Genomic DNA, 26,807 nt, shown 5'->3' with positions numbered 1-26,807 from the left:
AGGTGTCAATCCTAACTCATTGCAAGCAGTAGATCAACATGTGATAATGGACAGTATACTTAATGTATCATCTATCGGAGTGTTACGATGCCAGAATTTCATGACGTTCATTTGGAACTGCTTGTTGAAGCCTATTCACTTCCTCAGGCAGAGCGACTGGCGTACATCGATTTGTGTATACGCTACCTCGGCAGCATATCCAGGGCCGAAATTATGGCTGAGTTCAAAGTTGCACAGGCTGCAGCCTCAAAAGATCTTGCTTTATATCGGGAACTCAAGCCAGGTAACTGTAGTATTGATACGGCAACCAAAAGGACGATTATTTCTCATGCTACCTATACTCCATTGGTGCAGATTAGTGTTCATACGGCGCTGAATCTGATCCAGTATGGTTTCTCTCGTTCGGAGCTGATGCAAAAACGTCCGATGCTGCCGATTGATGAGATAGACCCGCTTTATCTACCCGAGCGTTTGAAAGAAGAACAGGTCTATGTTGTCACTAGGGCAATAAAAGGCCGCTATGCGATCAAATGCACATATGGCTCAGAAAGTGGCGAGCATGGCAAACGGATACTGTTTCCATCAGCATTATTTGTAGATCGGAAAAACTGGTACTTCAGAGCTTATGATCGAAACGATTCGGATCCAAAACTGAGTGGGTTTAAAAACTTTAAGTTATCGAGAATTTTTGATGTTGAGCAAGAGGAATCGATACTGCCGACGGTTGCAGAGTTGACGGACAGAGAATGGAATGAGGAGGTTACCTTTATCATTGCATTCAAAAAGGATCTTCGACCTGAGATTGTAGATAAAATCTCTCGTGAGTTTTCGATCAGCGGTAATGTACATTCTGTTACATGTCGCGCTGCTTTGGCCTGGTACGTAAAGACCAACTGGAAAATAGATCTGACTGGAAATAACAATAATGGTTGGTTGTACTTTGATGTCCTGAATAAAGAAGCTTTACAAGAAGTTAAATGCTTGGAGAAGTTGTTTGAAGAGTAATATTTTCAGTCACTGCTCTTCCAAACTGGAGTTTGGTTGCGGATGGGCAAGTTATTACGTCAACATTCGCTATCTACTGTCTTACGCTAGGTGTGGTTTGGGAGACGTCACATGTAGATGATGCATAGTAGCTGAGACTGATAACGATTCAGCTTGTCCACTAGTGATTATATGTACAGGCTCTGTACTGCCTGAGCATCGAAAATTACTGATCCACTACAACCCGTATTTGCAGGTTGAGCGACCTTTGTGGATGGTTTCACCGAACTAAAGGTTCGTGCCATGCAGAGTTTAAGTCTGCGCTATCTGTGACTTAACCAGTGATCTGAGTGAATTATGCAGAACCAGAACCGGCTACCGTTCTTCTGCCTTAGCGGCGTATTCTGGCCTGACATGAGCGTTGATTCCTAGCGAACCGCCGATCGACGTTTCAAGCGAAAACATGATCGACCAGAGCTGGATACGCAACTTTGTCACCATTCTTGATTTTCACGAAAAATTTCAGAGTCTGGCACGGCGGTTATCATTTTCAGTAAAGCGCGACAAATGTACTCCGGCAGTTAACAGAGAACGTGTAACATAGATACAAATTGAACAAACATTGTTGCCAGCCGTTCGGGGGTTGTGGAATACCGCATGGCCTGAGACGTGATAAATACCAAAAACAGGGAACACGATGAAATTCACCGAAGACACCCGGGTAAAAATCCCCGTCATCCTCCACCTGATACGGCTGGGCTATCGCTACCTGTCTCTGAAAGAACAACACTGGGACAAAGAAACCAACATCTTTCCTGACCTTTTCACCGCTGCAGTTGGCAGAATTAACCCCGGAATTGCGCCCGACGACATCGGGCGCCTGTTAAAAGATCTCACGCTGCTTCTCGACAACGACGACCTAGGCCGCGCCTTCTTCGAAAAACTCAGCGACCGTTCCGGCATCAAACTGATAGACTTCGATAACTTCAACAACAACAGCTTCCATGTCGTCACCGAACTGACCTGCGAAAACAGCGATGAAGAGTTCCGCCCGGACATCACGCTGCTGATCAATGGCATGCCACTGATCTTTATCGAAGTGAAAAAGCCCAACAACCGCGAAGGTATCGTCGCAGAACGCAACCGCATCAACGAACGATTTAAGAACCCCAAATTCAAACGCTTCGCCAATATCACCCAGTTCATGATCTTCTCCAACAACATGGAGTATGACGACAGTGACCCGGAGCCGATTCAGGGGGCATTCTACGCCAGCAGCTCATACAGCAACCCGGTATTCAACTACTTCCGCGAAGAAGAACTCTTCAACCTGACCAACTTACTGAAACCGCTGTCAGAAGAAACCGAAATCGCCGTTCTGAAAGACAACAACCTGGAAGTCATTCGTACCAACCCGGAATTTCAGACCAACAAAGATCACAACCGCCCGACCAACCGCCTTTGCACCGCGCTGTTGAGCCGCGATCGGCTGGCATTTATCCTGCGCTATGCGCTGGTGTACGTCGCCGAACCGGGCGGCATCCAGAAGCACATCATGCGTTACCCGCAGCTCTTCGCCACCAAAGCAATCGAGCGCAAACTGAACGCTGGCGTGAAAAAAGGCATTATCTGGCACACCCAGGGCAGTGGAAAAACCGCACTGGCTTACTACAACGTGCGCTTCCTGACGGATTACTTCCAGAGTCAGCAGGTGATCCCAAAATTCTACTTTATTGTTGACCGTCTGGATCTGCTCCAGCAGGCGCAGCGCGAGTTCACCGCCCGTGGCTTAATTGTTCACCTTATTGACTCACGCGAAGCCTTCACCCGCGACATTAAAGCGGCGCAGGCGCTGCACAATCACCACGGCAAAGCGGAAATCACCGTCGTCAACATCCAGAAATTCCGCGATGACCCGGACGTCGTCACCATCAAAGACTACGACATCAACATCCAGCGCGTGTACTTCCTCGATGAAGTCCACCGCAGCTACAACCCCAAAGGGAGCTTCCTGGCGAACTTAAGCCAGTCGGACACCAACGCCATCAAAATTGGCCTGACCGGTACACCTCTGCTGGGAACGGACTACAACTCCCGCGACCTCTTCGGCGACTACATCCACAAATACTACTACAATGCCTCCATTGCCGACGGCTACACGCTGCGCCTGATCCGTGAAGAGATCGCCACCAACTACCGGATGATCCTGCAACAGGCGCTAAAAGACGTAGAAGTCAGAATGGGCGATGTAGATCGCAAATACATCTACGCCCATCCCAGCTTCGTCAAACCGATGCTGGACTACATCATCACCGACTTTGCCAAAAGCCGGGGCGCGCTGAATGATGGCACCATCGGCGGCATGGTGATATGTGACAGCTCTGAACAGGCCAAACAGATGTTTGAATTGTTCAACGCCGACTACGCCGAATCGCCCACCGTTGCCGATGAAGTTACCGACGAAATGTCTATATTACAGGCCGCAGAACCCGCTGCCGTTTACCAGATCCACGCCAAAGAAACACGGAAAATCAAACGCGCCGCTCTGATCCTGCACGACATCGGCAGCAAGCAGGAACGTAAAGAATGGGTGGAACAATTCAAGGCGGGTGAGATTGACCTGCTGTTCGTCTACAATATGCTGCTCACCGGCTTTGATGCCAAACGGCTGAAAAAACTCTACCTCGGGCGGGTGATCAGAAAGCACAACCTGCTCCAAGCGCTGACCCGCGTCAACCGAACCTACAACCACTTCCGCTACGGCTACGTGGTGGACTTCGCCGACATCCGCCAAGAATTTGACGCCACCAACAAAGCCTACTTCGAAGAACTACAGGCCGAACTGGGCGACGAAATGGAGCACTACTCACGCCTGTTCAAATCGGCGGCAGAGATCCGTGAAGAAATAGAGCACATCAAAGACGTTCTGTTCAGCTTCGATACGGAAAACGCAGAAGTCTTCACAGACCAGATAAACCAGATCCAGGACAGGGAAACTGCGTTGGCACTGAAAAACGCTCTGGCCGACGCCCGCAGTCTGTACAACTTGATCCGCCTCCAGGGTAACACCGAATTTCTTCAGGCGCTGGACTTCAACAAACTCAACATCCTCTACCGCGAAGCCTGCCACCGCCTCGACTTACTCAACCTGAAAGCGGATCTAGAACAGGGTGTTGACCTCTCCGGCCTGCTGAACCGGGCGCTCGAAGAGGTGATCTTTGAATTCCATAAAGTGGGTGAAGAAGAGCTGATACTGGCCGACGAACTGAAAGAGACGCTGCGCCGCACTCGCGAGGCGCTGGCAGCCAACTTCGACCAGCAGGACCCGCAGTTCGTCAGCCTGAAAGATGAACTGGAGCGCCTGTTCAAGAAAAAGAAACTCAGCGAAGTCACTCAGGAAGAAATGGTTGCGAATATTGGCACACTCAATAAAATTCATGACCGCATCAAAGAGCTGAACCGCCAGAACAACCTGCTACGCCAGAAATACAGGGGCGATGTGAAATACGCGCGTACCCACAAACGCCTCCGCGAACGCGGCGGCCTTAGCGAGCCGGAGCGTAAAATCTTCGAAGCGCTGCTTGGTGTTAAGCTGGATGCGGATGAAAAAGTGCTGAACAACAGCCAGATACTGAACAATGAAAGCTACTTTGAGCGCCAGATTGTGTCATGTGTGCTTGACCACTTTGAGCAACAGCAGCACATCACCCTCAGCGCAAAAGCGGCTGGCGACATCAACCGCCTGATTGTGGCGGAATACCTGAACGAATTTAATACCGGAGCACGTACGTGGTAGAACTGGAATTTAGAGACAAAACCAAAACCCTGATCGACAGCCTGAAAAGCATCTGTGCGAACTACGGTCTGGGCAACGACGGTAACGAATTCAAAATCATCACTCAGGCATTCCTGTACAAATTCCTGAACGACAAATTCGCCTTTGAAGCCAAAAAGGTGGATAAAAGCATCGCCAGCGCCGAAAAATGGGAAGTCGCGCTCAATCAGATGAGCGAAGAACAACGGGATAAACTGCAACTTAAAATGAGCGCCGACACCGCGCGTCTGAAACCGCATCACTTCATTCAGTATTTATACAACCGTCAAAATGAGGCCAATTTCGCCACCACCTTTGACGACACCCTGATGGACATCGCCGCCACCAACAATGACGTCTTCGCGGTCAAAACTGACGGCGGCGCGAAAGTGGTGCTGTTTGAACGCCTCAGTCAGTACATCGCCGACGAATCAAAGCGCGATGACTTCTGCCGCGCCATTATCAACAAACTGGCCGATTTCAGCTTTGAACGCATCTTCACGCAGAAATTCGACTTCTACGCCACCATCTTTGAATACCTGATCAAAGACTACAACAGCAACTCCGGCGGCAAATACGCGGAATACTACACCCCCCACGCCGTGGCGCGAATCATGGCGGAAATACTGGTGCCGCAAGCGCAGCAAGGCGTGGTGCGCAACGTAAGCTGTTACGACCCGTCCGCCGGTTCCGGCACGCTGCTGATGAACGTAGCGCACGCCATCGGGGAGGATCGTTGCAGCATCTTCGCGCAGGACATCTCGCAGAAATCCTCCAGCCTGCTGCGCCTGAACCTGATCCTCAACAATCTGGTGCATTCGATCCCCAACGTTATCCAGGGCAACACCATTCTGCATCCGTTCCACAAGGACGGCAGCGCGCTGAAACGCTTTGACTACATCGTCTCCAACCCACCGTTCAAGATGGATTTCAGCGACTTCCGCGACGATCTCGACAGCAAGGAAAACCAGCAGCGTTTCTTTGCCGGGATACCGAAAATCAAAGCCAAAGCCAGGGACAAAATGGAGATTTACCAGTTGTTCCTACAACACATCATTTTCTCGCTGAAACCGGGTGGCAAGGCTGCGGTCGTGGTGCCGACCGGCTTTATCACCGCCCAGTCGGGCATTGATAAAGGGATTCGCGAACACCTGGTGAAAAATAGGATGCTGGCGGGCGTGGTCTCCATGCCGTCGAATATCTTCGCCACCACCGGCACCAACGTGTCGATCCTGTTTATTGACGCCAGCAACAAAGAGAAAGTGGTGCTGATCGACGCCTCGAATTTAGGTGAAAAAGTCAAAGACGGCAAAAACCAGAAAACGGTACTGACCGAAGAAGAAGAGCAGCGCATCTGCGAAGTGTTCAACAACAAGTGGAGCGAAGAGGATTTCTCGGTGGTGGTCAGCTATGACGACATCGCCGGGAAAAATTACTCCTTCAGCGCCGGGCAGTATTTTGATGTAAAAATTGAATACGCCGATATGACGCCGGCACAGTTTGCCGAGAAGATGAAAGGATTTACTGACAATCTGGAGAGTTTGTTTAGCAAGTCGCTCGAGCTAGAAGCGGAGATTAAAATGCAGATGGCGGGGCTGAAATATGAGTAATGCTGTTTCTTTTCTGAAATATGGTGATGTAGCCGAATTTCGTAATGGTTTAAATTTCAGCAAAGATAGCCACGGTAAAGGGTGCAAATTCATTGGTGTAGCTGATTTTAAAGATAATTTCACTCCTCAATGGGAATTATTGGGTGAAATTAATCCATTTGGAGTTGCTAAAAGAGAAGACTACCTTGAGCCTGGCGATATTATTTTTGTCCGTTCTAACGGCAACAAGGCCTTAGTTGGGCGAAGCCTTTATATAGATCGTAATGAAAAATCGTTGTACTCTGGTTTTTGTATCCGAGCCAGATTAAAAACAGATGATTTTCTCCCTCTGTTTTTGGCTTACTATACACGAACTAATTTTTTTAAATCTGCTATCACGAGTGTGGCGGGGACAAATATTAATAATTTGAATCAAGATATTCTTGGTAATATCATGATTCCACACTATTCAATAGGCATTCAGAAATCAATAATCGCTGTATTGACATCTATTGACGAAAAAATCGCTATCAACAATCGCATCAACGCCGAACTGGAAGCGATGGCGAAAATGCTGTACGATTACTGGTTTGTACAGTTTAATTTCCCTGATGCAAATGGAAAACCGTATAAATCCTCTGGCGGGAAGATGGAGTATAACGCCGCGCTGGAACAGGAAATTCCGGCGGGTTGGAGTGTAGATACTTTATCAAGTTGGATTGCTGATGATAAAACTGGAGATTGGGGAAAAGAAATTAGAGAAGGGAATTATACACTTCAGGTTAATTGTATCAGAGGTGCTGATATTAATGGTCTGAATGGTTATGGTAATACATCTATGCCAGTTAGATACATCTTGGAAAAAAACGAAAAAAAATTGTTATCTGCTTACGATTTTGTTATTGAAATCTCTGGTGGAAGTCCTACACAATCAACAGGACGCATGACCTTTATTACTAAAGAAATGTTGGATCGTTTCACTCACCCAGTTATATGCTCTAATTTTTGCAAGGCAATCACTCTCAAAGATAATTTGTATTCCTATAACTTTTCCTACACATGGAATGATATTTACAACAAAGGGATTTTATTTGGCTGGGAAGGTAAGACAAGTGGCATAAAAAATTTACTTTTTGATTCTTTTGTAGATAAACATCATGTATGCGTCCCGCATAAAGGTCTCGTAAAAATATTTCATGATATTATGATGCCGCTTCACCAGAAAAAACAAAAAAATCTTAAGGAGAACTCAGAATTGCAAAAACTTCGCGACTGGCTCCTCCCTCTGCTTATGAATGGACAGGTCAAGACCAAATAATCCCCAACGTGTTTTTTGAGGCGCAGTCCAAATCCATACTGCGCCTCGTTCACCACAACCAAAACCTTGCCATTCATTTCTGATCGAGTATCATTCACATTTACCAGTATTAATTATTACAACACCCAACGACCTATAACTGTCATCAAAGACCTAACTGTTCACTATGATTAGACAGTCAATCCGGTTCAGTAAATCACCAAGATATACATCATTATGAATATCCAAGCGATTTAGATTATATTTGTTTCCCTTGGTGGAATGAATATTGATGAGATGGTTCGTTCCAGCTTATCTCAATGGGTTGTTAGTTTTGGCATAGCCAAAGGGAGAGATAACTTCTTGCATATTCGCATCAAGATAATCAGCCCACCACTGCAGCATCAACCTGCGCTCCCCCAAGTGCTCGGCCTTATAAATATATGCCGCACGCACAGAGTTACGCTCCTGGTGACTCATCTGCCGCTCTACCGCATCCCTCGACCACAATCCTGATTCAATCAGAGAACTGCAAGCCATCGTCCTGAAACCATGCCCACAAACTTCCATTTTCGTGTCATAGCCCATTACTCGCAAAGCCTTGTTAACGGTGTTCTCACTCATCGGCTTACGTAGATCATGATCGCCGACGAAAATCAGCTCTCGATTCCCACTCATTCTTTTGATCTTTTCCAAAATAGCTAAGGCCTGACGCGACAAGGGAACAAGATGAGGCGTCCGCATCTTTGAACCACGCTGAGAATGCTTAACACCTTCCAGCGGTTCACGCTCACCAGAAATTGTCCACATGGCAGTATCAAAATCTACTTCTGACCAGGGGCAAAGCACATCTCGCTTGAACGGATGAAAACTAACAAAGTGCGTTCCACGGCCAACCTAGTTAACGGTCTTCCGGAATAGTGATCAATGCGGTGAAGTAATTCAGGAATACGGTTAAGTTCTAATGCAGCACTACCGCGCCGGCAATCTCTTGCGCGGGGTTGTAATCAATTAAACCGCTCTGCACATCAAAGCGAAGAATTGCAGTAGTTCGCTGTTGCAAACGAGTGGCGATTTCAAGACGCCCGGAAAACTCCACCGCTTTAATGGATACAAGCAGATCCCGAGTCTCTAGTTCAGCAATGTTCCGCTTACCAGTAACAGCAAAGAGATTCTCTTAGAGACTTTTTAATACACGAGCAGTATGCGATCCTTTCAAGGGTCCTGTGTGGGTACAAACATAATCGAACCGGGATACACCCGCAGTTATACCCGCATCAGTAAGTTGATGTAGATTGAATCAGGTGACTTAGGTTGAGTGAAAAAGCGAGGAAAGCCTTGCGGATACTGGATTTCAGGCACAAAAAAAGACGTCCGTTGACGTCTATTGATGTTCCGATGGTGCCGAAGGCCGGACTCGAACCGGCACGTATTTCTACGGTTGATTTTGAATCAACTGCGTCTACCGATTTCGCCACTTCGGCACTGAAGGGGATGCGGAAACGTTCTGGATTATACCTGTCGGCGGCGGCCATGCAAGCGACAGCGTGTCGTCATTGCGCTAAGTGTTGAAAAAAACAGCGCTATCCTGCGCGGCGTCACCTTTTGCTGCCGTTCCATAGCGCGACGGCCACCAGCAATCCTCCTCTCACCCTCCCGCAAACCCAACCCCACCAGCCAGCCGTTCCCCCTTCCCGCTCAATAACACCCCAAAACCACTCAAACTTATCTCAAATTTTTCTCACCACGCTCTCACCTGCATCCCCATCACAATCCATCTCTCCCCAAACAAATCCCCAAAATCCACTCCCCAACTATTCTCCCAACCCCTCCCACCATCATTCCCATATATTCCAGAAAGTTTTAACCAATACCTTTTTGTTATTCACTCGCTCCGCAGCCAAATATTAATTTCATCAATATTTTTATAACTTTACATTAATGAAAAGTTTTCTTTTTGCCGTTTATTCCAGGATTTTCCTCAGGCGTGAAGGGTTCCAGTAAACACTATTTTTACTAGTCGCTGTACGAGTCTTGATGGACATATTCACTCGATGAATTAACTCAGGAGAATACTTGTGACGACGTTAAAACCTTTGCTGGCCCGCAACCGCAGCTGGGCGCTGCAGAAGTGTCAGCATGACCCGGACTATTTCGAAAAATGGGTCGACGGGCAGCGGCCCCACTCGCTGTGGATCGGCTGCTCAGACAGCCGCGTTCCCGCCGAGGTGCTCACCGGCAGCCAGCCCGGCGAGCTCTTTGTCCACCGCAATATCGCCAACATGCTCGATCCCGCCGACGACAACGTCATGAGCGTCCTGCAGTATGCCCTCCACTACCTTGAGGTGGAGCGGGTGGTGCTCTGCGGCCACTACGGCTGCGGCGGCGTGCAGGCGGCGCTCTCTCTGCCCACCCTGCCGCTGGCGCAGGAATCCTCGGCGTTGGCTCGCCGCATCGGCCAGCTGCGCCACACTCTGCATCACGAAATTGCGCAGATCGCCGATGGAAGTGGTGTTGCGGCCTTCTCCGGCGCTTGCGCCAGCACCGACGCGGAGCCCTCTCGCCATGCGCTGGACGCCCTGGTGGAAGCCAACGTTCGCGCCCAGTTCGCCCGTCTGCTGGAGAGTGAGCCGGTGCAGACGGTGCTCGCCAGCGGGCGGCCGCTCAGCCTGCACGGCTGCGTCTACGATCTGGCTTCCGGCCATTTAACCACCCTCGTCGAACACCTCTCACCGCAGGAGCACGCCCCATGAACACACTTCGTCAGGACTCTCTCGCCGGCATCGTCGTCTTCCTTGTCGCCCTGCCGCTGTGCCTCGGCATCGCCCAGGCCAGCGGCTTACCGCCCTTCGTCGGCCTGCTGACCGGCATCATCGGCGGCCTGGTCGTCACTGCCCTCAGCCCCTCCCGCTTCGCCGTCAGCGGCCCCGCTGCCGGACTGGTCACCATCGTCGTCGCCGCCATAGAATCCCTGGGTTCCTTCTCCGTCTTCCTGATGGCGCTGGTGCTGGCCGGCGTGCTGCAGCTGCTGTTCGGCATTCTGCGGGCCGGACGTTTTATCTCGCTGGTTCCCGCCAGCGTCATCAAAGGCATGCTGGCGGCGATCGGCATCCTGCTGATTATGCAGCAGATCCCCGTCGCGCTCGGCACGGCGGATGAGACCGGGCTTGCCGATGTGGTTCAGGGCAATGCCGCTTTCTCCGTCACTGCGATTGCCGTCGCCGCGGGCGGCCTGCTGGTGCTCTGGCTCTGGGGCTCGCCGCTTATCCGCCGGGTGAAGAGCCTGCGCTGGATCCCCGGGCCGCTGATCGCCGTCCTGCTCGGCTGCGTGACCACCCTGCTGCTGACCCATTTTGCGCCGCAGCAGCTGGCCGCCCTGCAGCGTATTACCCTGCCGGCGTTCGGCAGCCTCGGCGACCTGCTGGGCGAGCTGGAGTCTCCGGCGTGGAGCGCATGGCGCAATCCGTCGGTGTGGATGGTGGCGGTGACCCTGGCGCTGGTCGCCAGCCTCGAAACCCTGCTCAGCCAGGAGGCGCTGAAAAAGCTGCGCCCGCAAAATCCGCCCCCTTCGCCGAACCGCGAAATGGTCGCCCAGGGCGTCGGCAACCTGCTCTCCGGCGTGCTGGGGGCGATGCCGATCACCGCGGTGATCGTCCGCAGCTCGGTGAACGTCAGCAACGGCGCGCAGAGCAAACTGTCGATCTTTATCCACGGCGTGCTGCTGTTGATCTGCGGCCTGTGGTTCAGCGGCCTGCTGACCCTGATCCCGCTCGCCAGCCTCGCCGCCGTGCTGCTCTATACCGGCTATAAGCTGGCGACGCCGCGGCTGTTCATCGAGCAGTTCCGCCAGGGGGCGGCGCAGTACGTCCCCTTCCTCGCCACCATCGGCGGGATTATCGCCTTCGGCATGCTGGCGGGGATCGGGATTGGTCTTGCCACCCAGATGGCGTTCAGCCTCTGGCGCAGCCATCGCCACTCGCTGCAGCTGGCGCGCTACGATGACCACTACGTGCTGCGCATCCAGCAGAATCTGACCTTTATGCACAATCCGCATCTGCTGGCCCTGCTGGCGAAAATTCCGGAAAAGAGCGTGGTGATCGTCGAGCACGACAGCGTCGGCTACCTCGATCCGGACGTGCAGGCGGTGCTGAATGATTTTGCCGAGAGCGCCCCGCAGCGCGGCATCCGCCTTAATCAGTGGCCGCTGGCCAGCCGCTGACCTTAACGGGCGGCTGGTCCGCCCGCTTCGCTACCCCTCCGATTGCCAAGCGCCGGGGAATACCATGCTCTACACTTTCTGGGTTATCACGCCAACCCCAAGGAAACAAACATGAGCATCATTAAAAGCTACGCCGCCAAAGAAGCGGGCGCCGAACTGTCGCTGTGGGAATACGATGCCGGCGAGCTGCAGCCGGAAGATGTCGAAGTTGAGGTGGAATACTGCGGGATCTGCCATTCGGACCTGTCGATGATCGACAACGAATGGGGAATGTCGAGCTACCCGCTGGTGGCTGGTCACGAGGTGATTGGCCGGGTGGCGGCGCTGGGCAGCGCGGCGCAGGATAAAGGGCTGAAGATTGGCCAGAAGGTCGGCATCGGCTGGACGGCGCGCAGCTGCGGCCATTGCGACGCCTGCATCAGCGGCAACCAGATCAACTGTCTGGAAGGCTCGGTGCCGACCATTCTCAACCGCGGCGGCTTCGCCAATAAGCTGCGCGCCGACTGGCAGTGGGTGATCCCCCTGCCGGAGAGCATCGATCTGGCGTCCGCCGGCCCGATGCTGTGCGGCGGCATCACCGTCTTTAAACCGCTGCTGACCCACCACGTCACCGCCACCAGCCGCGTCGGGGTGATCGGCATCGGCGGCCTCGGCCATATCGCCATTAAGCTGCTGCACGCGATGGGCGCGGAAGTGACCGCCTTCAGCTCCAACCCGGCGAAAGAGCAGGAAGTGCGGGCGATGGGCGCCGATCGCGTGGTCAACAGCCGCGATCCCGAAGCCTTAAAAGCGCTGGCCGGCCAGTTCGACCTGATTATCAACACCGTGGCGGTGGACCTCGACTGGCAGCCGTACTTCGAAGCCCTGGCTTACGGCGGCAACTTCCATACCGTCGGCGCGGTAATGAAGCCCTTCCCGGTGCCGGCCTTTACCCTTATCGGCGGCGACCGCAGCATCTCCGGCTCGGCGACCGGTAACCCGTCCGAACTGCGCGCGCTGATGAAGTTCGCCGGGCGCAGCAAAGTGGCCCCGACCACCGAGCTGTTCCCGATGTCGCAGATTAACGAAGCGCTGAAGCACGTTCGCGAAGGCAAAGCCCGCTACCGCGCGGTGCTGAAAGCCGACTTCTGATGGTTCTCTCCCGCCGGGCGGCCCGCTCGCCCGGCGTTTTTCCCGTCGCTTCATCAAACCGTCATCTCCCCGCCATGCCTCTGTAGTCATTGCTTCCCACAATCCGGGCTTCGATAAATGGCTGAACGAGATGCGCGTCACCATGAGAAAGACCTGGCTTCCCTGGCTGATCCTGTCGCCTTCCTTGCTGTTTTTACTGCTGTTTACCTGGTTCCCACTGGGGCGTTCGGTGTATGACAGCCTGTTTGATACCCGCATGGCCAGCGACGGCGCGCAGTACGTCGGGCTGGATAATTTCGCCCGCCTGTTTGCCGATAACGTCTTCTGGCAGTCGCTGGGCAATAACTTGCTCTATATCCTGCTGACGGTGGTGCCCGGGGTGACCCTCGCCCTGCTGCTGGCGGTCGCCCTGAGCGAGAACCATCGCGTCAACCGCTGGCTGCGCACCGCCTTCTTCTTCCCGATGATTATCCCGATGGTCAGCGCCGCCGCGCTGTGGCTGTTTATCTTTATGCCCGGCCTCGGCCTGCTCGACCACTATCTGGCGAAGCTGTTCGGGCCGATGAACAACAACTGGCTGGGGCGCAGCAACAGCGCGCTGCTGGCCCTGGCGCTGATCGGCGTGTGGAAGTTCGCTGGCTACTACATGCTGTTTTTCCTCGCCGGGCTGCAGAGCATTCCGGCCTCAACGCGGGAAGCGGCGCTGATGGAAGGGGCTACCCGCACGCAGGTCTTTTTTAAGGTCACGCTACCGCTGCTGCGCCCGACCCTGAGCTTTGTGATCACCACCGCGCTGATCTACTCCATCACCCAGATCGACCACGTGGCGGTGATGACCCGCGGCGGGCCGGACAACGCCACCACCGTGCTGCTCTATTACATCCAGAATCTCGCCTGGGATACCCACGACCTCGGCAAAGCCTCCGCCGCCACCTTCCTGACCCTGGCCGGGCTGTTCGCCTTCTCGCTGATTAACCTGAAACTGCTGGAGAAAGGAGCCCACTATGAGCGCTGACATCTCGCCGCTGCTGGTCCGCACGCCCGCCGCCGCCCGTCCGCTGTGGCTGCGCCTGCGCCGCTCGTCGCCCTTTACCCTGACGGTACTAATGTGCTGCCTGGCGCTGCTGTGGATCAGCCCGTTTATCTGGATGCTGGCCACCTCGTTCAGCGCCACCACCTTCGGGGAAGATATGGCCTCGCTGCTGCCGCGCCTGCCGCTGACCCTCGATAACTTCCGCGACGCCTGGAACAGCGCCGACTGGCTGAGCCTGTACGCCAACACCCTTATCTTCACCTTCGGCACCTTCTTCGTGCAGCTGTTGACCATCACCACCGCCGGGTACGTCTTCGCCTGCCACGAGTTTCGCGGCAAGCAGACGCTGTTTCTCCTGTTCCTGGTGCAGCTGATGATCATGCCGGTAGTGATGATGGTGCCGAACATGCTGACCCTGAAAACCTTCGGCCTGCTCAACACCCTCACCGGGGTGATGATGCCCTACTTCACCTCGGCGTTCGGCGTGTTCCTGATGCGTCAGGCGTTCCTCGCCATTCCGAAAGAGCTGGAGGAGGCGGCGCTGATGGAGGGCTGCCGCTGGTGGCAGGTGCTGTTCCGCGTGCTGCTACCGATGTCCTGGCCGTCGGTGCTGGCCTTCGCCACCGTCAGCATTACCTACCACTGGAACGAGTACCTGTGGCCGCTGATGATGCTCAACGATCCCGATAAGCAGGTGCTGACCGTCGGGCTGGTCTCCTTCGCCATGGGCGCCGAATCCGGCGGCCAGTGGGGCACCATCGGCGCCGGAACGCTGATGGTCTGCCTGCCGCTGATGCTGGCGTTCATCCTTTTTCAGAAACAGTTCCTGCGGAGCTTCGGCTTCTCCGGGATCAAATAAGGAGTGATTCATGCTGTTAGCGCACATTTCCGATACCCATTTCCGCAGCCGCGGCGAAAAGCTGTACGGCTTTATCGACGTCAATGCCGCCAACGCCGACGTGGTCTCCCAGCTTAACGCGCTGCGCGAGCGTCCGGACGCGGTGGTGGTGAGCGGGGATATCGTCAACTGCGGCCGCCCGGCGGAGTATCAGGTGGCCCGCCAGATCCTCGGCAGCCTGAACTATCCGCTGTATCTGATCCCCGGCAACCACGACGACAAAGCCCATTTTCTGGAGCATCTTCACCCGCTATGCCCGCAGCTGGGCAACGATGCGCAAAATATGCGCTATGCGGTGGATGACTTCGCCACCCGCCTGCTGTTTATCGACTCCAGTCGCGCTGGCACGTCAAAAGGCTGGCTGACCGACGAGACCATCGGCTGGCTGGAAGCCCAGCTGTTCGAGGGCGGCGACAAACCGGCAACGGTGTTTATGCACCACCCGCCGCTGCCGCTGGGCAATGCGCAGATGGACCCGATCGCCTGCGAAAACGGCCACCGTTTGCTGGCGCTGGTGGAGCGTTTCCCGTCGCTGACGCGCATCTTCTGCGGCCATAATCACAGCCTGACCATGACCCAGTATCGCCAGGCGCTGATCTCCACTATCCCCGGCACCGTCCATCAGGTGCCGTACTGCCACGAAGATACACGGCCCTATTACGACCTCTCCCCGGCCTCGTGCCTGATGCACCGCCAGGTCGGCGAGCAGTGGGTGAGCTACCAGCACTCTCTGGCCCACTACGCCGGGCCGTGGCTGTACGACGAAAACATCAGTTGCCCAACGGAAGAGCGCTAACCGCCATGCTCAGTCTGCAAAACATCAGTAAACGTTTCGACGGCAAGCCGGCGCTCAGCGCCCTGTCGCTGGATATTCACGAAGGCGAATTCGTGGTGCTGGTCGGCCCGTCGGGCTGCGGGAAAAGCACCCTGCTGCGCCTGCTCGCCGGCCTGGAGCCGGTCAGCGAAGGCCAAATCTGGCTGCATGATGAGAACATCACCGCCACCACGCCGCGCGAGCGCAACTTCGCGATGATCTTCCAGAACTATGCCCTGTTTCCGCATCTGTCGGTGCGCGACAACATCACCTTCGGCATGAAGGTGCGCAAGGAAGAGAAAAGCAGCTGGCAGCCGCGGGTGGACAACGTGGCGCAGATGCTGCAGCTGGAGGCGCTGCTCGACCGCAAACCGGCGAAGCTCTCCGGCGGCCAGCGCCAGCGGGTGGCGATGGCCCGGGCGATTGTGCGTAATCCGCGGCTGTTCCTGATGGACGAGCCGCTCTCCAACCTCGACGCCCGTCTGCGCAGCGAAGTGCGCGACAGCATTATGGCGCTCCATCAGCAGCTGAAAACCAGCACCATCTATGTGACCCACGACCAGACCGAGGCGATGTCGATGGCCGACCGCATCGTGGTGATGAACGGCGGCCACGTGCAGCAGGTCGGGCGTCCGGAGTATCTCTACGCCAACCCGGCCAACCTGTTCGTCGCCGGATTTATCGGTTCGCCGGCGATGAACCTGCTGTCGCTGCCCTGCGCCAACGGTGAAGTACTGTTGGGAGAACAGCGCCATCCGCTGCCGCCGCGCCACCGGGATCAGACCCGCGTCTGGCTGGGCATTCGCCCGGAACATATTACCGACCGCGTGGAGGAGGGCCATCTGCGCCTGCCGGCCACCGTTCTGCAACGAGAACTGATGGGGGCCGACTACCTGCTCCACGTCAGCACCCCGATCGGCACCCTGCGCTTTAGCCGCCGCCACCGCGGCACGGTGCCGGAGAAAGGCGAGTCGCTACCGATCGGCTTTTCGCCTGCCGATGTGCATCTTTTTCATGCTGAGACCCAGCATAATTTACTGATGGAGACAGATCATGTTTAAACCTCTTACGGTAGTCGCGGTTAGCCTCAGTCTTGCCCTGAGCGGCGCGGCGCTGGCGAAAGAGAAAATAGACTTCATGTTCCCGGCGCCGGTGGACGGCAAGCTGACCATGGAGATGACCCGCGTCATTAAGCAATTCAACGACTCGCAGCAGGATGTGGAAGTGCGCGGCATCTTCACCGGCAACTACGACACCACCAAGATCAAAGCCGAATCGGCGCAGAAGGCCGGCCAGCCGCCGGCCCTGGTGATCATGTCCGCTAACTTCACCACCGATCTGGCGCTGAAGGATGAGATCCTGCCGATGGATGAGCTGTTTAAATATGGCGATCAACAGGCCGGCGATTTTCTGCAAAAAGAATTCTGGCCCGCGATGCATAAGAACGCCCAGGTGATGGGCACCACTTATGCGATCCCGTTCCATAACTCGACGCCGATCCTCTACTACAACAAGACGATGTTCGATCGGGCCGGGATCAAACAGCCGCCGCAGACCTGGGCCGAGCTGCTGGCCGATGCCAAAAAGCTGACCGACGAGAGCACCGGCCAGTGGGGGATCATGCTGCCGTCGACCAACGACGACTACGGCGGCTGGATCTTCTCGGCGCTGGTGCGCGCCAACGGCGGGAAATACTTTAACGAAGACTATCCGGGCGAGGTTTATTACAACTCGCCGACCGCCATCGGCGCCCTGCGCTTCTGGCAGGATCTGATCTACAAGGACAAGGTGATGCCGTCCGGGGTGCTGAACTCGAAGCAGATCAGCGCTGCGTTCTTCTCCGGCAAGCTCGGGATGGCGATGCTCAGCACCGGCGCGCTGGGCTTTATGCGCGAGAACAGCAAAGACTTTGAGCTTGGGGTGGCGATGCTGCCGGCCAAAGAGCAGCGCGCGGTGCCGATCGGCGGCGCCAGCCTGGTGAGCTTTAAAGGCATCAACGAGGCGCAGAAGAAAGCGGCGTATCAGTTCCTGACCTATCTGGTGAGCCCCGACGTGAACGGCGCGTGGAGCCGCTTTACCGGCTACTTCTCGCCGCGCAAGGCGTCATACGATACGCCGGAGATGAAGGCCTATCTGCAGCAGGATCCGCGGGCGGCGATCGCGCTTGAGCAGCTGAAGTACGCCCATCCGTGGTACTCCACCTGGGAGACCGTGGCGGTGCGTAAGGCGATGGAGAACCAGCTGGCGGCAGTGGTTAACGATGCCAAAGTGACGCCGGAAGCGGCGGTTCAGGCGGCGCAAAAGGAAGCCGACGCGCTGATGAAACCTTATGCGGATAAAACCGCGCTGGCGGAAGTGAAGTGACGTTTTACCCGTCACCCTCACCCTCACCCTGGCCCTCTCCCTGAGAGAAAGGGGACGGTCCGGCGCCGGGGTTAAGATCCAGTCAGGCGGTTTGCAAGCGGGAACAGGGATTGAGAAAGGAAAAAAAGCAGGCCATACCCGGTATGGCCTGAAAATGTCACAACGATTAGATCCCTGCCGTTTCGCGGATATATTTGCGCGCTTTTACGGCGTATTCGAAAGGATTGGCCAGGGCAGGATCCTGCTCGGCTTCCACCACCATCCAGCCTTTATAGCCAAAGTCGTCCAGCAGCTTGAACACCGGACGGAAATCGATCACCCCGTCGCCCGGGACAGTGAAGGTGCCTTTTTTCACGCCGTCGAGGAACGACAGGCCATCGCGGCGCACCTGGTCGATCACCGGCGGACGGACGTCCTTCAGGTGAACGTGGTTGATGCGCGGCAGATACTTTTTGAGGATCGCCAGCATCGGCGCTTCGCCGCCTTCGGAGTACCAGGCGTGGCCGGTGTCGAACAGCAGGAAGACGCGCTCGTCCACCAGCGACATAAACTTGTCGATTTCCGCAGTGGTCTGGATGCCGGTGCCCATGTGGTGGTGCAGACAGACCTGCATCCCCTTCTCCGCCGCCAGGCGACCAAGGGTGTTGTAGCCTTCCGCCACCCGCTGCCACTCTTCGTCGCTGAAGCACGGCTTCGCATCGCCGAGGATCGGCTTATCCAGCCCCTGGATGCTGCCGCTCTGCTCGGAGCAGCCGATGACCTTCGCGCCCATCGCATGGAGGAAGTTCATGTGATTGACGAATTCATCAATGGTTTTTTCCCGCTGGCCGTTAGCGAAAAAGGTGCTGAACCAGGCGTTGCAGATCTGAATGCCGCGGATATCCAGCATCGGCTTGAGGACCGCCGGGTCGCGCGGATATTTGCTGCCGACTTCGCTGCCGGTAAAGCCGGCCAGCGCCATTTCGCTGACGATCTGCTGGAAAGTGTTTTCGCTACCGAGCTCCGGCATATCATCGTTAGTCCAGCCGATCGGGGCGATAGCCAGTTTGACGTTATCTTTGTTCATAGTAGGGCTCCTGCCGCTGCGCCTTACCGGCGCAGCAATTCACGGTCAATAAGTTCACGGGTTTCAACTGCCTGGTATTTCATTTTTTCCGGGTAGCCAAACAGCGAGGTGGCGACAATCGGCTCCCCGCCGACCTTGAAGGTCTGCTCGGCGAATTTCATTTCGCGCAGGGTGCGGAACAGCGCGTCGAAATCCACATCCCCTTCCCCGACGCCTACGTGCTGGTGCACCACGGCATCCACGCCCGGCGGGTTAACGATATAGCGGCAATGTTTCGTATGATTGCGGGTATCCGCAATCAGGACATGGGAGAGATCGCTCCCGGCATAGCGCAGCATGCTCGCCACGTCGCCGACGCCTTTGTCGTAGAAAAAGGTGTGCGGCACGCTGTAGACGTACTTCACGTTATCGCTGCGGAACGACTTCACGATATCGACGGTTTCATTGTTCTCTTCGCAGAAATCCCAGGGATGCGCCTGGATCTCCACGCGGATGCCTTCCCGCTCAAAAATCGGCAGCAGCTCTTCCATCGAGCGATAGAACATTTCATCGCAGATCTCAGGCTGATTCGGATCGCCGGAGAACTCGGTGTTGATCACCTGAACGCCCATCTCCACCGCGATTTCCACCAGCCGTTTCCAGTTTTTCACCGCCGCCTGGCGGCGCAGTTCGTCCGGGCCGGACCAGCGGTAGACGCAGATAAACGACGACAGCTCAAGGCCGGTATCGCGCAGCGCCTGCTTGTACTCGGCCATGATCTCCCGGCTGGCGCGCGGGTGCTTGTAGAACGGGTTAATCTGCGGGTGCGGCGACTGTTCAATGTACTTGTAGCCCCACTCCGCTACCTGATGGACCATGCGGGTGATCCCGAGGTCCTTAATCACATCCACATCAAAGGCAATTTTCATCGTCGTTACCTGTGCAAAGAAGTTCCGTCGGCAAAGCGTGCTTAACGTTTGTAGAATGCCGGGCACTCAGGCAGCGTCACCTCAACCGGCTCGCTGGTTCCCTGCGCTTTAATGCAGGCGTCCGCCGCTACCGACGCCGCGTAGCCGTCCCAGGCCGACGGGCCGTGCAGCTGACCGGCTTTGACGTCGTTGATAAAGGCCTGCAGTTCGACGTCGTAGGCTTTGATAAAGCGGTCTTTCCAGTCGGTCAGAATAGCGGTCGACAGGCTGGCGGACTTGCGCATCTGGACGGCAGACGGCTCCGGCAGACGGGCAATCCCGGTCTCGCCGACCACTTCGCACTGGATGTCATACCCGTACTGGCAGTTCACGAACACCTCGACGTCGATCAGGGTGCCTTTTTTGGTTTCAAAGGAGACGATCTGCGGATCTTTCAGGCGCGCATGGGTGTGCGAGGTGGAGCGCGGGAAGCGCACCTGCACGGAACGGTAGTCATCGTTCAGCAGCCAGCGCAGCACGTCCAGCTCGTGGATCAGGGTGTTGGTGATCGCCATATCGGTGGTGTAGTTCTCGCCAACCGACTGGTTGCGGTGGGCGCAGCGCAGCATCAGCGGCGCGCCGATATCGCCATCGTCGATCACTTTTTTCAGCGCCAGATAGCCTTCGTCGTATGGGCGCATAAAGCCAACCTGCACCAGGCGACGGCCGGCCTTCATTTCAGCATCGACGATACGGCGGCAGCCTTCCGCAGACATCGCCAGCGGTTTTTCGCAGAACACCGGCTTACCGGCGGCGATGGCGGCCAGGGTGTACTCTTCGTGGGTCGGGTCCCAGGAGGTGACCAGGATGGCATCGACATCGCTGGCGTTAATCACGTCGTGGCCGTCGGCGTAGACTTCCGCCTGCACGCCCGGCAGCGCGACCGCCGCACGGGCGTTGTCGGCATTGATATCAGACACCGCCACAACGGTGGCGCCCTGCAGAACCTGGGTGCAGCGACGGATGTGTTCTTTACCGATAGCGCCAGCGCCGATGACACCTAATTTGAGCGACATAATGGTTTTCTCCGTAAGTCTGTAGGATTCAGGGTGGATGTTCGTTTTAGTAATCACGCGCCTGGGCACGCTTTTCATTAATCATTTGCGCAACTTTGCAGATCCGCTCTGAGAGCGCCGTCTGGGCGACCCCGACGTTCCACCAGCTGCCGTATTTGTGCACCATGGTCTTCGGCAGCACTTTAATATCAATCAGGGTGCTGACCGTTTCGCGACGGGCGGCGTCCAGCGCGTGGCGCAGTTCGTCCAGGGTGGTGACGCGCCAGGTTTTGCAGCCGTAGCCGGCGGCGATGGTGGCGAAGTCCACCGGCACCAGACCGCCCTGCAGCTGGCCGGTTTCCGGCTGGCGATAGCGGAACTCGGTGCCGAAGCTGTCCATCCCGTGCTCCATCTGCAGGTTGTTGATGCAGCCGTTGGCCATGTTGTCGAACAGCACGACGTTGATCTTCGCCCGCTCCTGCAGGGAGGTGACCAGCTCAGAGTGGAGCATCATGAACGAGCCATCGCCGACCAGGGAGTAGACTTCGCTCTGCGGCTGCGCCAGCTTCACCCCCAGCGCCGCGTTGACTTCGTATCCCATGCAGGAGTAGCCGTACTCCACGTGATAGGTGTTTTCCGCGCGGTTGCGCCAGACGCGCTGCAGATCGCCGGGCAGGCTGCCCGCCGCCGCGACGATCACCGCCTCGGCCGGCAGCGTTTCATTCAGCACCCCGAGGACGCTGCTCTGGGTCAGGGTGGAGTCGGTGATCTGACGGAACTCGCGATATACCGATTCGCGATCGAGATGATCGTCGATCTCCGGCACAAAGGATTTCTCCTGCCACACCGCCTGGTACACGCGCTGGGTCTCTTTTAACTGACGGTTCTGCACGCTCTCGATCTGCGCACCCCAGCCGGCCTGCCAGCCGCTGTCCGCCAGCGCGGCGTCGAGGGCGGTCATCGCCTCCCGGGCGTCCGCCAGCATGGCAATGCCGTCCAGCTTCCAGGCGTCGAAGTTGCTGACGTTAATATTCAGGAAACGCACCTCCGGGTGCTGGAAAATCCATTTCGAGGCGGTGGTAAAATCGCTGAAACGGGTGCCGACGCCGATCACCAGGTCGGCCTCTTTCGCCAGCAGGTTCGCCGCCAGACAGCCCGTCTCGCCGACGCCGCCGACGTTCAGGGGGTGAGAAGAGACCACCGTCCCCTTCCCGGCCTGGGTTTCGGCAAAAGGCACTCCGTAGCGCTCGGCGAAACGGGACAGCGCTTCGCCCGCGCCGGAGTATTTCACCCCGCCGCCGCAGACGATCAGCGGTTTACGGCTGGCTTTGATGGCCGCCACGGCGTCCGCCAGCTGCGCGGCGCTGGCCGGACGGCGATCGAGACGGTGTACGCGACGCGCAAAGAAGGATTCCGGGTAGTCCCAGGCTTCGCCCTGCACATCCTGCGGCAGGCACAGCGTCACTGCGCCGGTTTCCGCCGGGTCGGTCAGGACGCGCATGGCGTTGATGCAGGCGCTCATCAGCTGTTCCGGGCGGGTAATGCGGTCCCAGTATTTGCTGACCGCGCGGAAGGCGTCATTGGTGCTGATGCTGAGATCGTAGCTCTGTTCAATCTGCTGGAGCACCGGGTCCGGCTGGCGGGTGGCGAAGACATCGCCCGGCAGCAGCAGCAGCGGAATGCGGTTGGCGCTGGCGGTGCCGGCGGCGGTGATCATGTTGGCCGCCCCCGGGCCGATGGAGGAGGTGCAGGCGATAATCTGCCGGCGCAGGGCCTGGCGGGCAAAACCGGTGGCCGCGTGGGCCATCCCCTGCTCGTTGCGCCCCTGATAGACGCGCATGTCGCCGCTATCCTGCTCCAGCGCCTGCCCCAGTCCCAGGACGTTGCCATGGCCGAAAATCGCAAAAATGCCTTTCACGAACTTCAGCTCTTCGCCATCCACTTCCAGGTACTGGTTATCGAGGAACTTCACCAGCGCCTGCGCCGTTGTCAGTCTCAGTTTGCCCATGTTGCACAATCCTTATTGTTCAGTATTTGTGTGTGGCGTCGCGCCGATGCCGCCGGGGCCGTCGTTCACGTCACTGGAATACCTGTGGATTATAGGCAAACATTTTTTTCATTAAATACAAATACAGAAGAAATATTTCATTTTGCGAGAAGGATCAAACTCTCTACCCATTTCATACGTTTCACTTACATTCCTGACACGTTTTCGGGCCCTTTTTGGCGGCGCCAGACGGCAATATCCCCTTAAAAATCATAGGTAAATGGCTATCGTTTGGCGTTTCATTTTTCTCCGGGTCGACAGAGGGGGCGATCCGCGCTAACGCGAGGCTCAGTGCGGCAGAGTGGTAGATCCCTCACACTTTTGGTTTTTTAATTTCGAACGAGTTTGCAAATGAAATATTTATTTCTCAAACTAAGGGTAACCAATAACCCTCAGGCTGTTCACGGAGTCGACGTCGGGATCCCGACCCTTCCAGGCAGCAGACACCAAAAAGGAAATCCTAGCTATGAATGCAGCAGTAAAGCGGCTCGACGTCATCTGTATAGGTCGGGTGGCCGTCGACCTCTATGCCCAGCAGATCGGTTCGCGGCTAGAAGACGTTGCCAGTTTCTCGAAATATCTGGGCGGCTCCTCCGGCAACGTGGCCTTTGGCACCGCGATTCAGGGGCTGAAATCGGCCATGCTGGCGCGCGTTGGCGATGAACACAACGGCCGTTTCCTGCGTGAAACGCTCAACCGCGCCGGGGTGGATACCGAGTATCTGATTACCGACAAATCCCGCCTGACCGCGCTGGTGATGCTGGGGATCAAGGATCAGGAGACCTTCCCTCTGATTTTCTACCGCGATAACTGCGCCGATATGGCCTTAACGCCTGACGACATCAGCGAGGAGTATATTGCCTCCTCCCGGGCGCTGGCGGTGACCGGCACCCACCTGTCGCACGCCAACACCCGCGCCGCGGTGCTGAAGGCGCTGGAGTACGCTCGCCGTCACGGCCTGCGTACCGCGCTGGATATCGATTACCGTCCGGTGCTGTGGGGACTCACCTCGCTCGGCGATGGCGAAACCCGTTTCATTGAGTCCGGGCCGGTCACCAGCCAGCTGCAGGAAGTGCTGCATCTGTTCGATTTGGTGGTGGGAACCGAAGAAGAGTTTCATATTGCCGGGGGCAGCACCGATACCCTGACCGCGTTGAAAAATGTGCGCCATGCCACCAAAGCCACCCTCGTCTGCAAGCGCGGACCGATGGGCTGCGTGGTGCTGGAAGGCGACATCCCGGACAGCTGGGACCAGGTGCCGCTGCAGCAGGGCGTGCGCGTGGAAGTGCTCAACGTGCTGGGCGCCGGGGATGCCTTTATGTCGGGCCTGCTGCGCGGCTGGCTTAACGACGAGGGCTGGGAGCAGGCTTGCCGTTACGCCAACGCCTGCGGGGCGCTGGTGGTCTCCCGCCACGGCTGCGCGCCGGCGATGCCGACCAAAGTCGAACTCGATGACTACCTGCAGCGCGCCGAATCGGTGCCGCGCCCGGACGTCGACGAGCGCCTCAACCATCTGCACCGGGTGACCAGCCGCCGCCAGCAGTGGCCGGAGCTGTGCATTTTCGCCTTCGACCATCGCAAACAGCTGGCCGACCTGGCGCGGGAGACCGGGCGCGATGAAGCCTGCATTCCGCAGCTCAAGCTGCTGTTGTTGGCCGCGGCCGAAGCGGCGGCGCAGGAGGCGGGTCTTGACCAGCGCAGCGGTATTCTGGCCGACGGCACCTACGGCCAGCGTGCGCTGAACGCCATTACCGGCAAGGGCTGGTGGATCGGGCGCCCTATCGAACTGCCCAGCTCGCGCCCGCTGCGTCTGGAGCATGGCAACATCGGCTCGCAGCTGATCGACTGGCCGCTGGAGCATGTCGTCAAATGTCTGGTCTTCTATCACCCGGACGACCCGGCGGCGCTGCGTGAAGAGCAGGACGCTCTGCTGCTCGAGGTGTGGCAGGCCTGTAACAAATCAGGCCACGAGCTGCTGCTGGAGGTGATCCTCCCGGAAAATGGCCCGGACAAAGACGAGCGCCATTACCACACCATGCTGGAGCACTTCTATCAGCTGGGGATCAAGCCGGACTGGTGGAAGCTGCCGCCGCTCTCCAGCGCCAGCTGGCAGCAGATCACCGCCCTTATCGAGCGCGAAGATCCGTGGAGCCGCGGGATCCTGATCCTCGGTCTCGATGCGCCTTCCGACAAACTGCGCGCCGGTTTCGCCGAAGCGGCCGCACACCCGATGATCAAAGGTTTCGCCGTCGGGCGCACCATCTTTGGCCAGCCGTCGCGGCGCTGGATGCAGGGCGAGCTCAGCGATGAGGCGCTGATAGAGGAAGTGAAACGCAACTACCTGACGCTTATTGGCTACTGGCGCGAAGCCCGCCGCTGATCCCCCAACGCCCGTCTCCGTCACCTTGCGGAGCGGGCGTTTTTCTGTTTCTTCGTGAAATGAATCGCGTATTTCGTCGCAATAAATGAAAAATTCGCTTCATTTGGTACACTGGAAGCCATATTCCTTCCATTTTCTCAGAGCGCACTCTATGGCCAATAACCCAACACAGCTGACCATCCTGCAGGATGAAATCAGGCGTCGCTACGATACGTTAAGCAAACGTCTGAAACAGGTCGCCCGCTATATCCTTGATAACAGCAATAGCGTGGCTTTCGATACCGTGGCCTCCATTGCGCAACAGGCGGACGTTCCCCCTTCCACGTTGATTCGTTTTGCCAACGCCTTCGGCTTCAGCGGCTTTAACGAAATGAAACAGATGTTCAAGCAGCATTTGATGGAAGAGACCGCCAACTATACCGAGCGCGCCCGTCTGTTCCGCCAGACCACCAGCGATGAGTCCAGCCCGCCGGAAACGCCGACGGAAATCCTCAATATGTTCACAATGGTTAACAACCAGGCGCTGCAGCAGCTGGCGATGCAGACCTCCAGCGATGAGCTGGAGCGCGCGGTGGCCCTGCTGGGCGAGGCGGAAAATATCTACGTCATTGGCCTGCGCCGGTCGTTCAGCGTCGCTTCCTATCTGACCTATGCGCTGCGCCACCTCGATCGCAAAGCCTTTCTGATCGACGGCCTCGGCGGCATGTTCACCGAACAGCTGAGTCTGGTCGGCCCGAAAGACGTGGTGGTGGCGGTGAGCTTCTCGCCGTACGCCCGGGAAGTGGTCGAGCTGGTGGAGCTGGGCGCGCAGCGCAAAGCGCGGCAGATCGCCATTACCGACAGCCAGGTCAGCCCGCTGGCGGCCTTCAGCGATGTCTGCTTTGTGGTGCGGGAAGCGCAGGTGGATGGCTTCCGCTCGCAGGTTGCTTCCCTGTGCCTGGCCCAGACGCTGGCGGTTTCGCTGGCGCTGAACAGCAGTCAGGAGTCCGAGGCCAAGCAAAAGGCGTGAGATAGGCCGCCTGGCGTCGGTTGCGCGGCGGCGCGGGATAAGCCGGCGGGGGGACCCCGTAGGCCGGATAAGCGTAGTCGTTGTAGGCCGGATAAGGCGAAGCCGCCATCCGGCACAAAGGAGGTTGCGTGCCAGCGCTCATCGCCCGGCGGCGCTGCGCTTGCCGGGCGTGTGATATATGCGCCTGCGGGTCGCCGTAGACACTGTTTTCGGTTTGCAA

The 26,807-nt window shown here is 56.7% G+C and carries 18 protein-coding genes, 1 tRNA gene and 1 pseudogene; 14 read left to right on the top strand and 6 right to left on the bottom strand.

The genetic code is table 11. The features are described 5' to 3' along the window. The first annotated feature begins 87 nt into the window (after positions 1–87). The 4 genes from QLG03_RS05120 (at position 88) to QLG03_RS05105 (ending at position 7,705) form a co-directional block, all read left to right on the top strand. Positions 88–1,005, top strand: a complete 918-nt coding sequence (locus QLG03_RS05120) for a WYL domain-containing protein (RefSeq protein WP_085551677.1) — start codon at positions 88–90, stop codon at positions 1,003–1,005. A gap of 676 nt (positions 1,006–1,681) precedes the next feature. Next, entirely contained in the window at positions 1,682–4,780 is a 3,099-nt protein-coding gene (locus QLG03_RS05115) for a type I restriction endonuclease (protein WP_255989769.1), read from the top strand. After that, positions 4,774–6,408 (top strand): class I SAM-dependent DNA methyltransferase, encoded by a 1,635-nt coding sequence (locus tag QLG03_RS05110; protein ID WP_255989767.1) that lies wholly within the window; start codon positions 4,774–4,776, stop codon positions 6,406–6,408. The genes QLG03_RS05115 and QLG03_RS05110 overlap by 7 nt, the downstream gene beginning before the upstream one ends. Then, positions 6,401–7,705 (top strand): restriction endonuclease subunit S, encoded by a 1,305-nt coding sequence (locus QLG03_RS05105; RefSeq protein ID WP_255989765.1) that lies wholly within the window; start codon positions 6,401–6,403, stop codon positions 7,703–7,705. Before QLG03_RS05110 ends, QLG03_RS05105 begins: the two co-directional genes overlap by 8 nt. Before the next feature lie 291 nt (positions 7,706–7,996). Here the strand turns inward: QLG03_RS05105 and QLG03_RS05100 are convergent. Together QLG03_RS05100 and QLG03_RS05095 are read right to left on the bottom strand one after the other, a co-directional pair. Next, positions 7,997–8,894 (bottom strand): annotated as a pseudogene (locus QLG03_RS05100) (site-specific integrase); the annotation flags it as partial. 189 nt (positions 8,895–9,083) lie between these two features. Continuing rightward, positions 9,084–9,168: transfer RNA gene (locus QLG03_RS05095), tRNA-Leu, on the bottom strand. Between the two features lie 594 nt (positions 9,169–9,762). On the opposite strand from QLG03_RS05095, the gene QLG03_RS05090 reads away from it, so the two are divergent. The 8 genes from QLG03_RS05090 (at position 9,763) to QLG03_RS05055 (ending at position 18,143) form a co-directional block, all read left to right on the top strand. Further along, the gene (locus QLG03_RS05090) at positions 9,763–10,437 is read left to right on the top strand and encodes a carbonic anhydrase (protein WP_180402039.1); all 675 of its coding nucleotides are present in this window, start codon (positions 9,763–9,765) and stop codon (positions 10,435–10,437) included. Next, positions 10,434–11,903: a SulP family inorganic anion transporter gene (locus QLG03_RS05085; RefSeq protein ID WP_255989762.1), complete on the top strand. Its 1,470-nt coding sequence runs from the start codon at positions 10,434–10,436 to the stop codon at positions 11,901–11,903. Before QLG03_RS05090 ends, QLG03_RS05085 begins: the two co-directional genes overlap by 4 nt. Before the next feature lie 111 nt (positions 11,904–12,014). Continuing rightward, positions 12,015–13,034 (top strand): NAD(P)-dependent alcohol dehydrogenase, encoded by a 1,020-nt coding sequence (locus QLG03_RS05080; protein WP_255989760.1) that lies wholly within the window; start codon positions 12,015–12,017, stop codon positions 13,032–13,034. A gap of 130 nt (positions 13,035–13,164) precedes the next feature. Continuing rightward, complete coding sequence (locus tag QLG03_RS05075; protein ID WP_004146807.1) at positions 13,165–14,049, top strand: sugar ABC transporter permease; 885 nt, start codon at positions 13,165–13,167, stop codon at positions 14,047–14,049. Next, entirely contained in the window at positions 14,039–14,926 is an 888-nt protein-coding gene (locus QLG03_RS05070) for a carbohydrate ABC transporter permease (RefSeq protein ID WP_048294078.1), read from the top strand. Before QLG03_RS05075 ends, QLG03_RS05070 begins: the two co-directional genes overlap by 11 nt. Positions 14,927–14,936: 10 nt before the next feature. Then, complete coding sequence (locus tag QLG03_RS05065; protein WP_023291782.1) at positions 14,937–15,761, top strand: phosphodiesterase; 825 nt, start codon at positions 14,937–14,939, stop codon at positions 15,759–15,761. 5 nt (positions 15,762–15,766) lie between these two features. Continuing rightward, positions 15,767–16,840 (top strand): ABC transporter ATP-binding protein, encoded by a 1,074-nt coding sequence (locus QLG03_RS05060; RefSeq protein WP_255989757.1) that lies wholly within the window; start codon positions 15,767–15,769, stop codon positions 16,838–16,840. Next, positions 16,833–18,143: an ABC transporter substrate-binding protein gene (locus QLG03_RS05055; RefSeq protein ID WP_255989755.1), complete on the top strand. Its 1,311-nt coding sequence runs from the start codon at positions 16,833–16,835 to the stop codon at positions 18,141–18,143. Before QLG03_RS05060 ends, QLG03_RS05055 begins: the two co-directional genes overlap by 8 nt. A gap of 166 nt (positions 18,144–18,309) precedes the next feature. Here QLG03_RS05055 and iolE read toward each other — a convergent pair whose 3' ends face one another. The 4 genes from iolE to iolD are packed head-to-tail and all read right to left on the bottom strand — an operon-like array spanning position 18,310 to position 23,159. Then, positions 18,310–19,209 carry a myo-inosose-2 dehydratase gene (gene iolE / locus QLG03_RS05050; RefSeq protein ID WP_002886970.1) on the bottom strand — a complete coding sequence of 300 codons (900 nt, stop codon included), beginning with the start codon at positions 19,207–19,209 and terminating at the stop codon, positions 18,310–18,312. Positions 19,210–19,232: 23 nt separating this feature from the next. Further along, complete coding sequence (locus QLG03_RS05045; RefSeq protein ID WP_255989753.1) at positions 19,233–20,117, bottom strand: sugar phosphate isomerase/epimerase; 885 nt, start codon at positions 20,115–20,117, stop codon at positions 19,233–19,235. A gap of 41 nt (positions 20,118–20,158) precedes the next feature. After that, positions 20,159–21,172, bottom strand: a complete 1,014-nt coding sequence (locus tag QLG03_RS05040; RefSeq protein ID WP_004152192.1) for a Gfo/Idh/MocA family oxidoreductase — start codon at positions 21,170–21,172, stop codon at positions 20,159–20,161. A 46-nt stretch (positions 21,173–21,218) separates the two neighbouring features. Further along, positions 21,219–23,159 (bottom strand): 3D-(3,5/4)-trihydroxycyclohexane-1,2-dione acylhydrolase (decyclizing), encoded by a 1,941-nt coding sequence (gene iolD, locus QLG03_RS05035; RefSeq protein WP_255989751.1) that lies wholly within the window; start codon positions 23,157–23,159, stop codon positions 21,219–21,221. 505 nt (positions 23,160–23,664) lie between these two features. On the opposite strand from iolD, the gene iolC reads away from it, so the two are divergent. Next, positions 23,665–25,578, top strand: coding sequence for a 5-dehydro-2-deoxygluconokinase (iolC, locus tag QLG03_RS05030; RefSeq protein ID WP_023291778.1), 1,914 nt, complete (start codon positions 23,665–23,667; stop codon positions 25,576–25,578). A gap of 151 nt (positions 25,579–25,729) precedes the next feature. Then, positions 25,730–26,587 carry a MurR/RpiR family transcriptional regulator gene (locus QLG03_RS05025; protein ID WP_004206536.1) on the top strand — a complete coding sequence of 286 codons (858 nt, stop codon included), beginning with the start codon at positions 25,730–25,732 and terminating at the stop codon, positions 26,585–26,587. The last annotated feature ends 220 nt before the right edge of the window (positions 26,588–26,807 follow it).

It is taken from the genome of Klebsiella sp. V115_8 (assembly GCF_029967715.1).
Lineage (GTDB): Bacteria > Pseudomonadota > Gammaproteobacteria > Enterobacterales > Enterobacteriaceae > Klebsiella > Klebsiella quasipneumoniae.
Note: the sequence above shows the minus strand (reverse complement) of the source record. Positions and strands in the feature narration are given on the sequence as shown.

Bases quoted from the DNA above. Each gene is read 5' to 3' on its own strand.
- QLG03_RS05120 (WP_085551677.1), top strand. From the start codon at position 88: ATGCCAGAATTTCATGACGTTCATTTGGAACTGCTTGTTGAAGCCTAT.
- QLG03_RS05115 (WP_255989769.1), top strand. From the start codon at position 1,682: ATGAAATTCACCGAAGACACCCGGGTAAAAATCCCCGTCATCCTCCAC.
- QLG03_RS05105 (WP_255989765.1), top strand. From the start codon at position 6,401: ATGAGTAATGCTGTTTCTTTTCTGAAATATGGTGATGTAGCCGAATTT.
- QLG03_RS05085 (WP_255989762.1), top strand. From the start codon at position 10,434: ATGAACACACTTCGTCAGGACTCTCTCGCCGGCATCGTCGTCTTCCTT.
- QLG03_RS05080 (WP_255989760.1), top strand. From the start codon at position 12,015: ATGAGCATCATTAAAAGCTACGCCGCCAAAGAAGCGGGCGCCGAACTG.
- QLG03_RS05075 (WP_004146807.1), top strand. From the start codon at position 13,165: ATGCGCGTCACCATGAGAAAGACCTGGCTTCCCTGGCTGATCCTGTCG.
- QLG03_RS05070 (WP_048294078.1), top strand. From the start codon at position 14,039: ATGAGCGCTGACATCTCGCCGCTGCTGGTCCGCACGCCCGCCGCCGCC.
- QLG03_RS05065 (WP_023291782.1), top strand. From the start codon at position 14,937: ATGCTGTTAGCGCACATTTCCGATACCCATTTCCGCAGCCGCGGCGAA.
- QLG03_RS05060 (WP_255989757.1), top strand. From the start codon at position 15,767: ATGCTCAGTCTGCAAAACATCAGTAAACGTTTCGACGGCAAGCCGGCG.
- QLG03_RS05055 (WP_255989755.1), top strand. From the start codon at position 16,833: ATGTTTAAACCTCTTACGGTAGTCGCGGTTAGCCTCAGTCTTGCCCTG.
- iolE (WP_002886970.1), bottom strand. From the start codon at position 19,209: ATGAACAAAGATAACGTCAAACTGGCTATCGCCCCGATCGGCTGGACT.
- QLG03_RS05045 (WP_255989753.1), bottom strand. From the start codon at position 20,117: ATGAAAATTGCCTTTGATGTGGATGTGATTAAGGACCTCGGGATCACC.
- QLG03_RS05040 (WP_004152192.1), bottom strand. From the start codon at position 21,172: ATGTCGCTCAAATTAGGTGTCATCGGCGCTGGCGCTATCGGTAAAGAA.
- iolD (WP_255989751.1), bottom strand. From the start codon at position 23,159: ATGGGCAAACTGAGACTGACAACGGCGCAGGCGCTGGTGAAGTTCCTC.
- iolC (WP_023291778.1), top strand. From the start codon at position 23,665: ATGAATGCAGCAGTAAAGCGGCTCGACGTCATCTGTATAGGTCGGGTG.
- QLG03_RS05025 (WP_004206536.1), top strand. From the start codon at position 25,730: ATGGCCAATAACCCAACACAGCTGACCATCCTGCAGGATGAAATCAGG.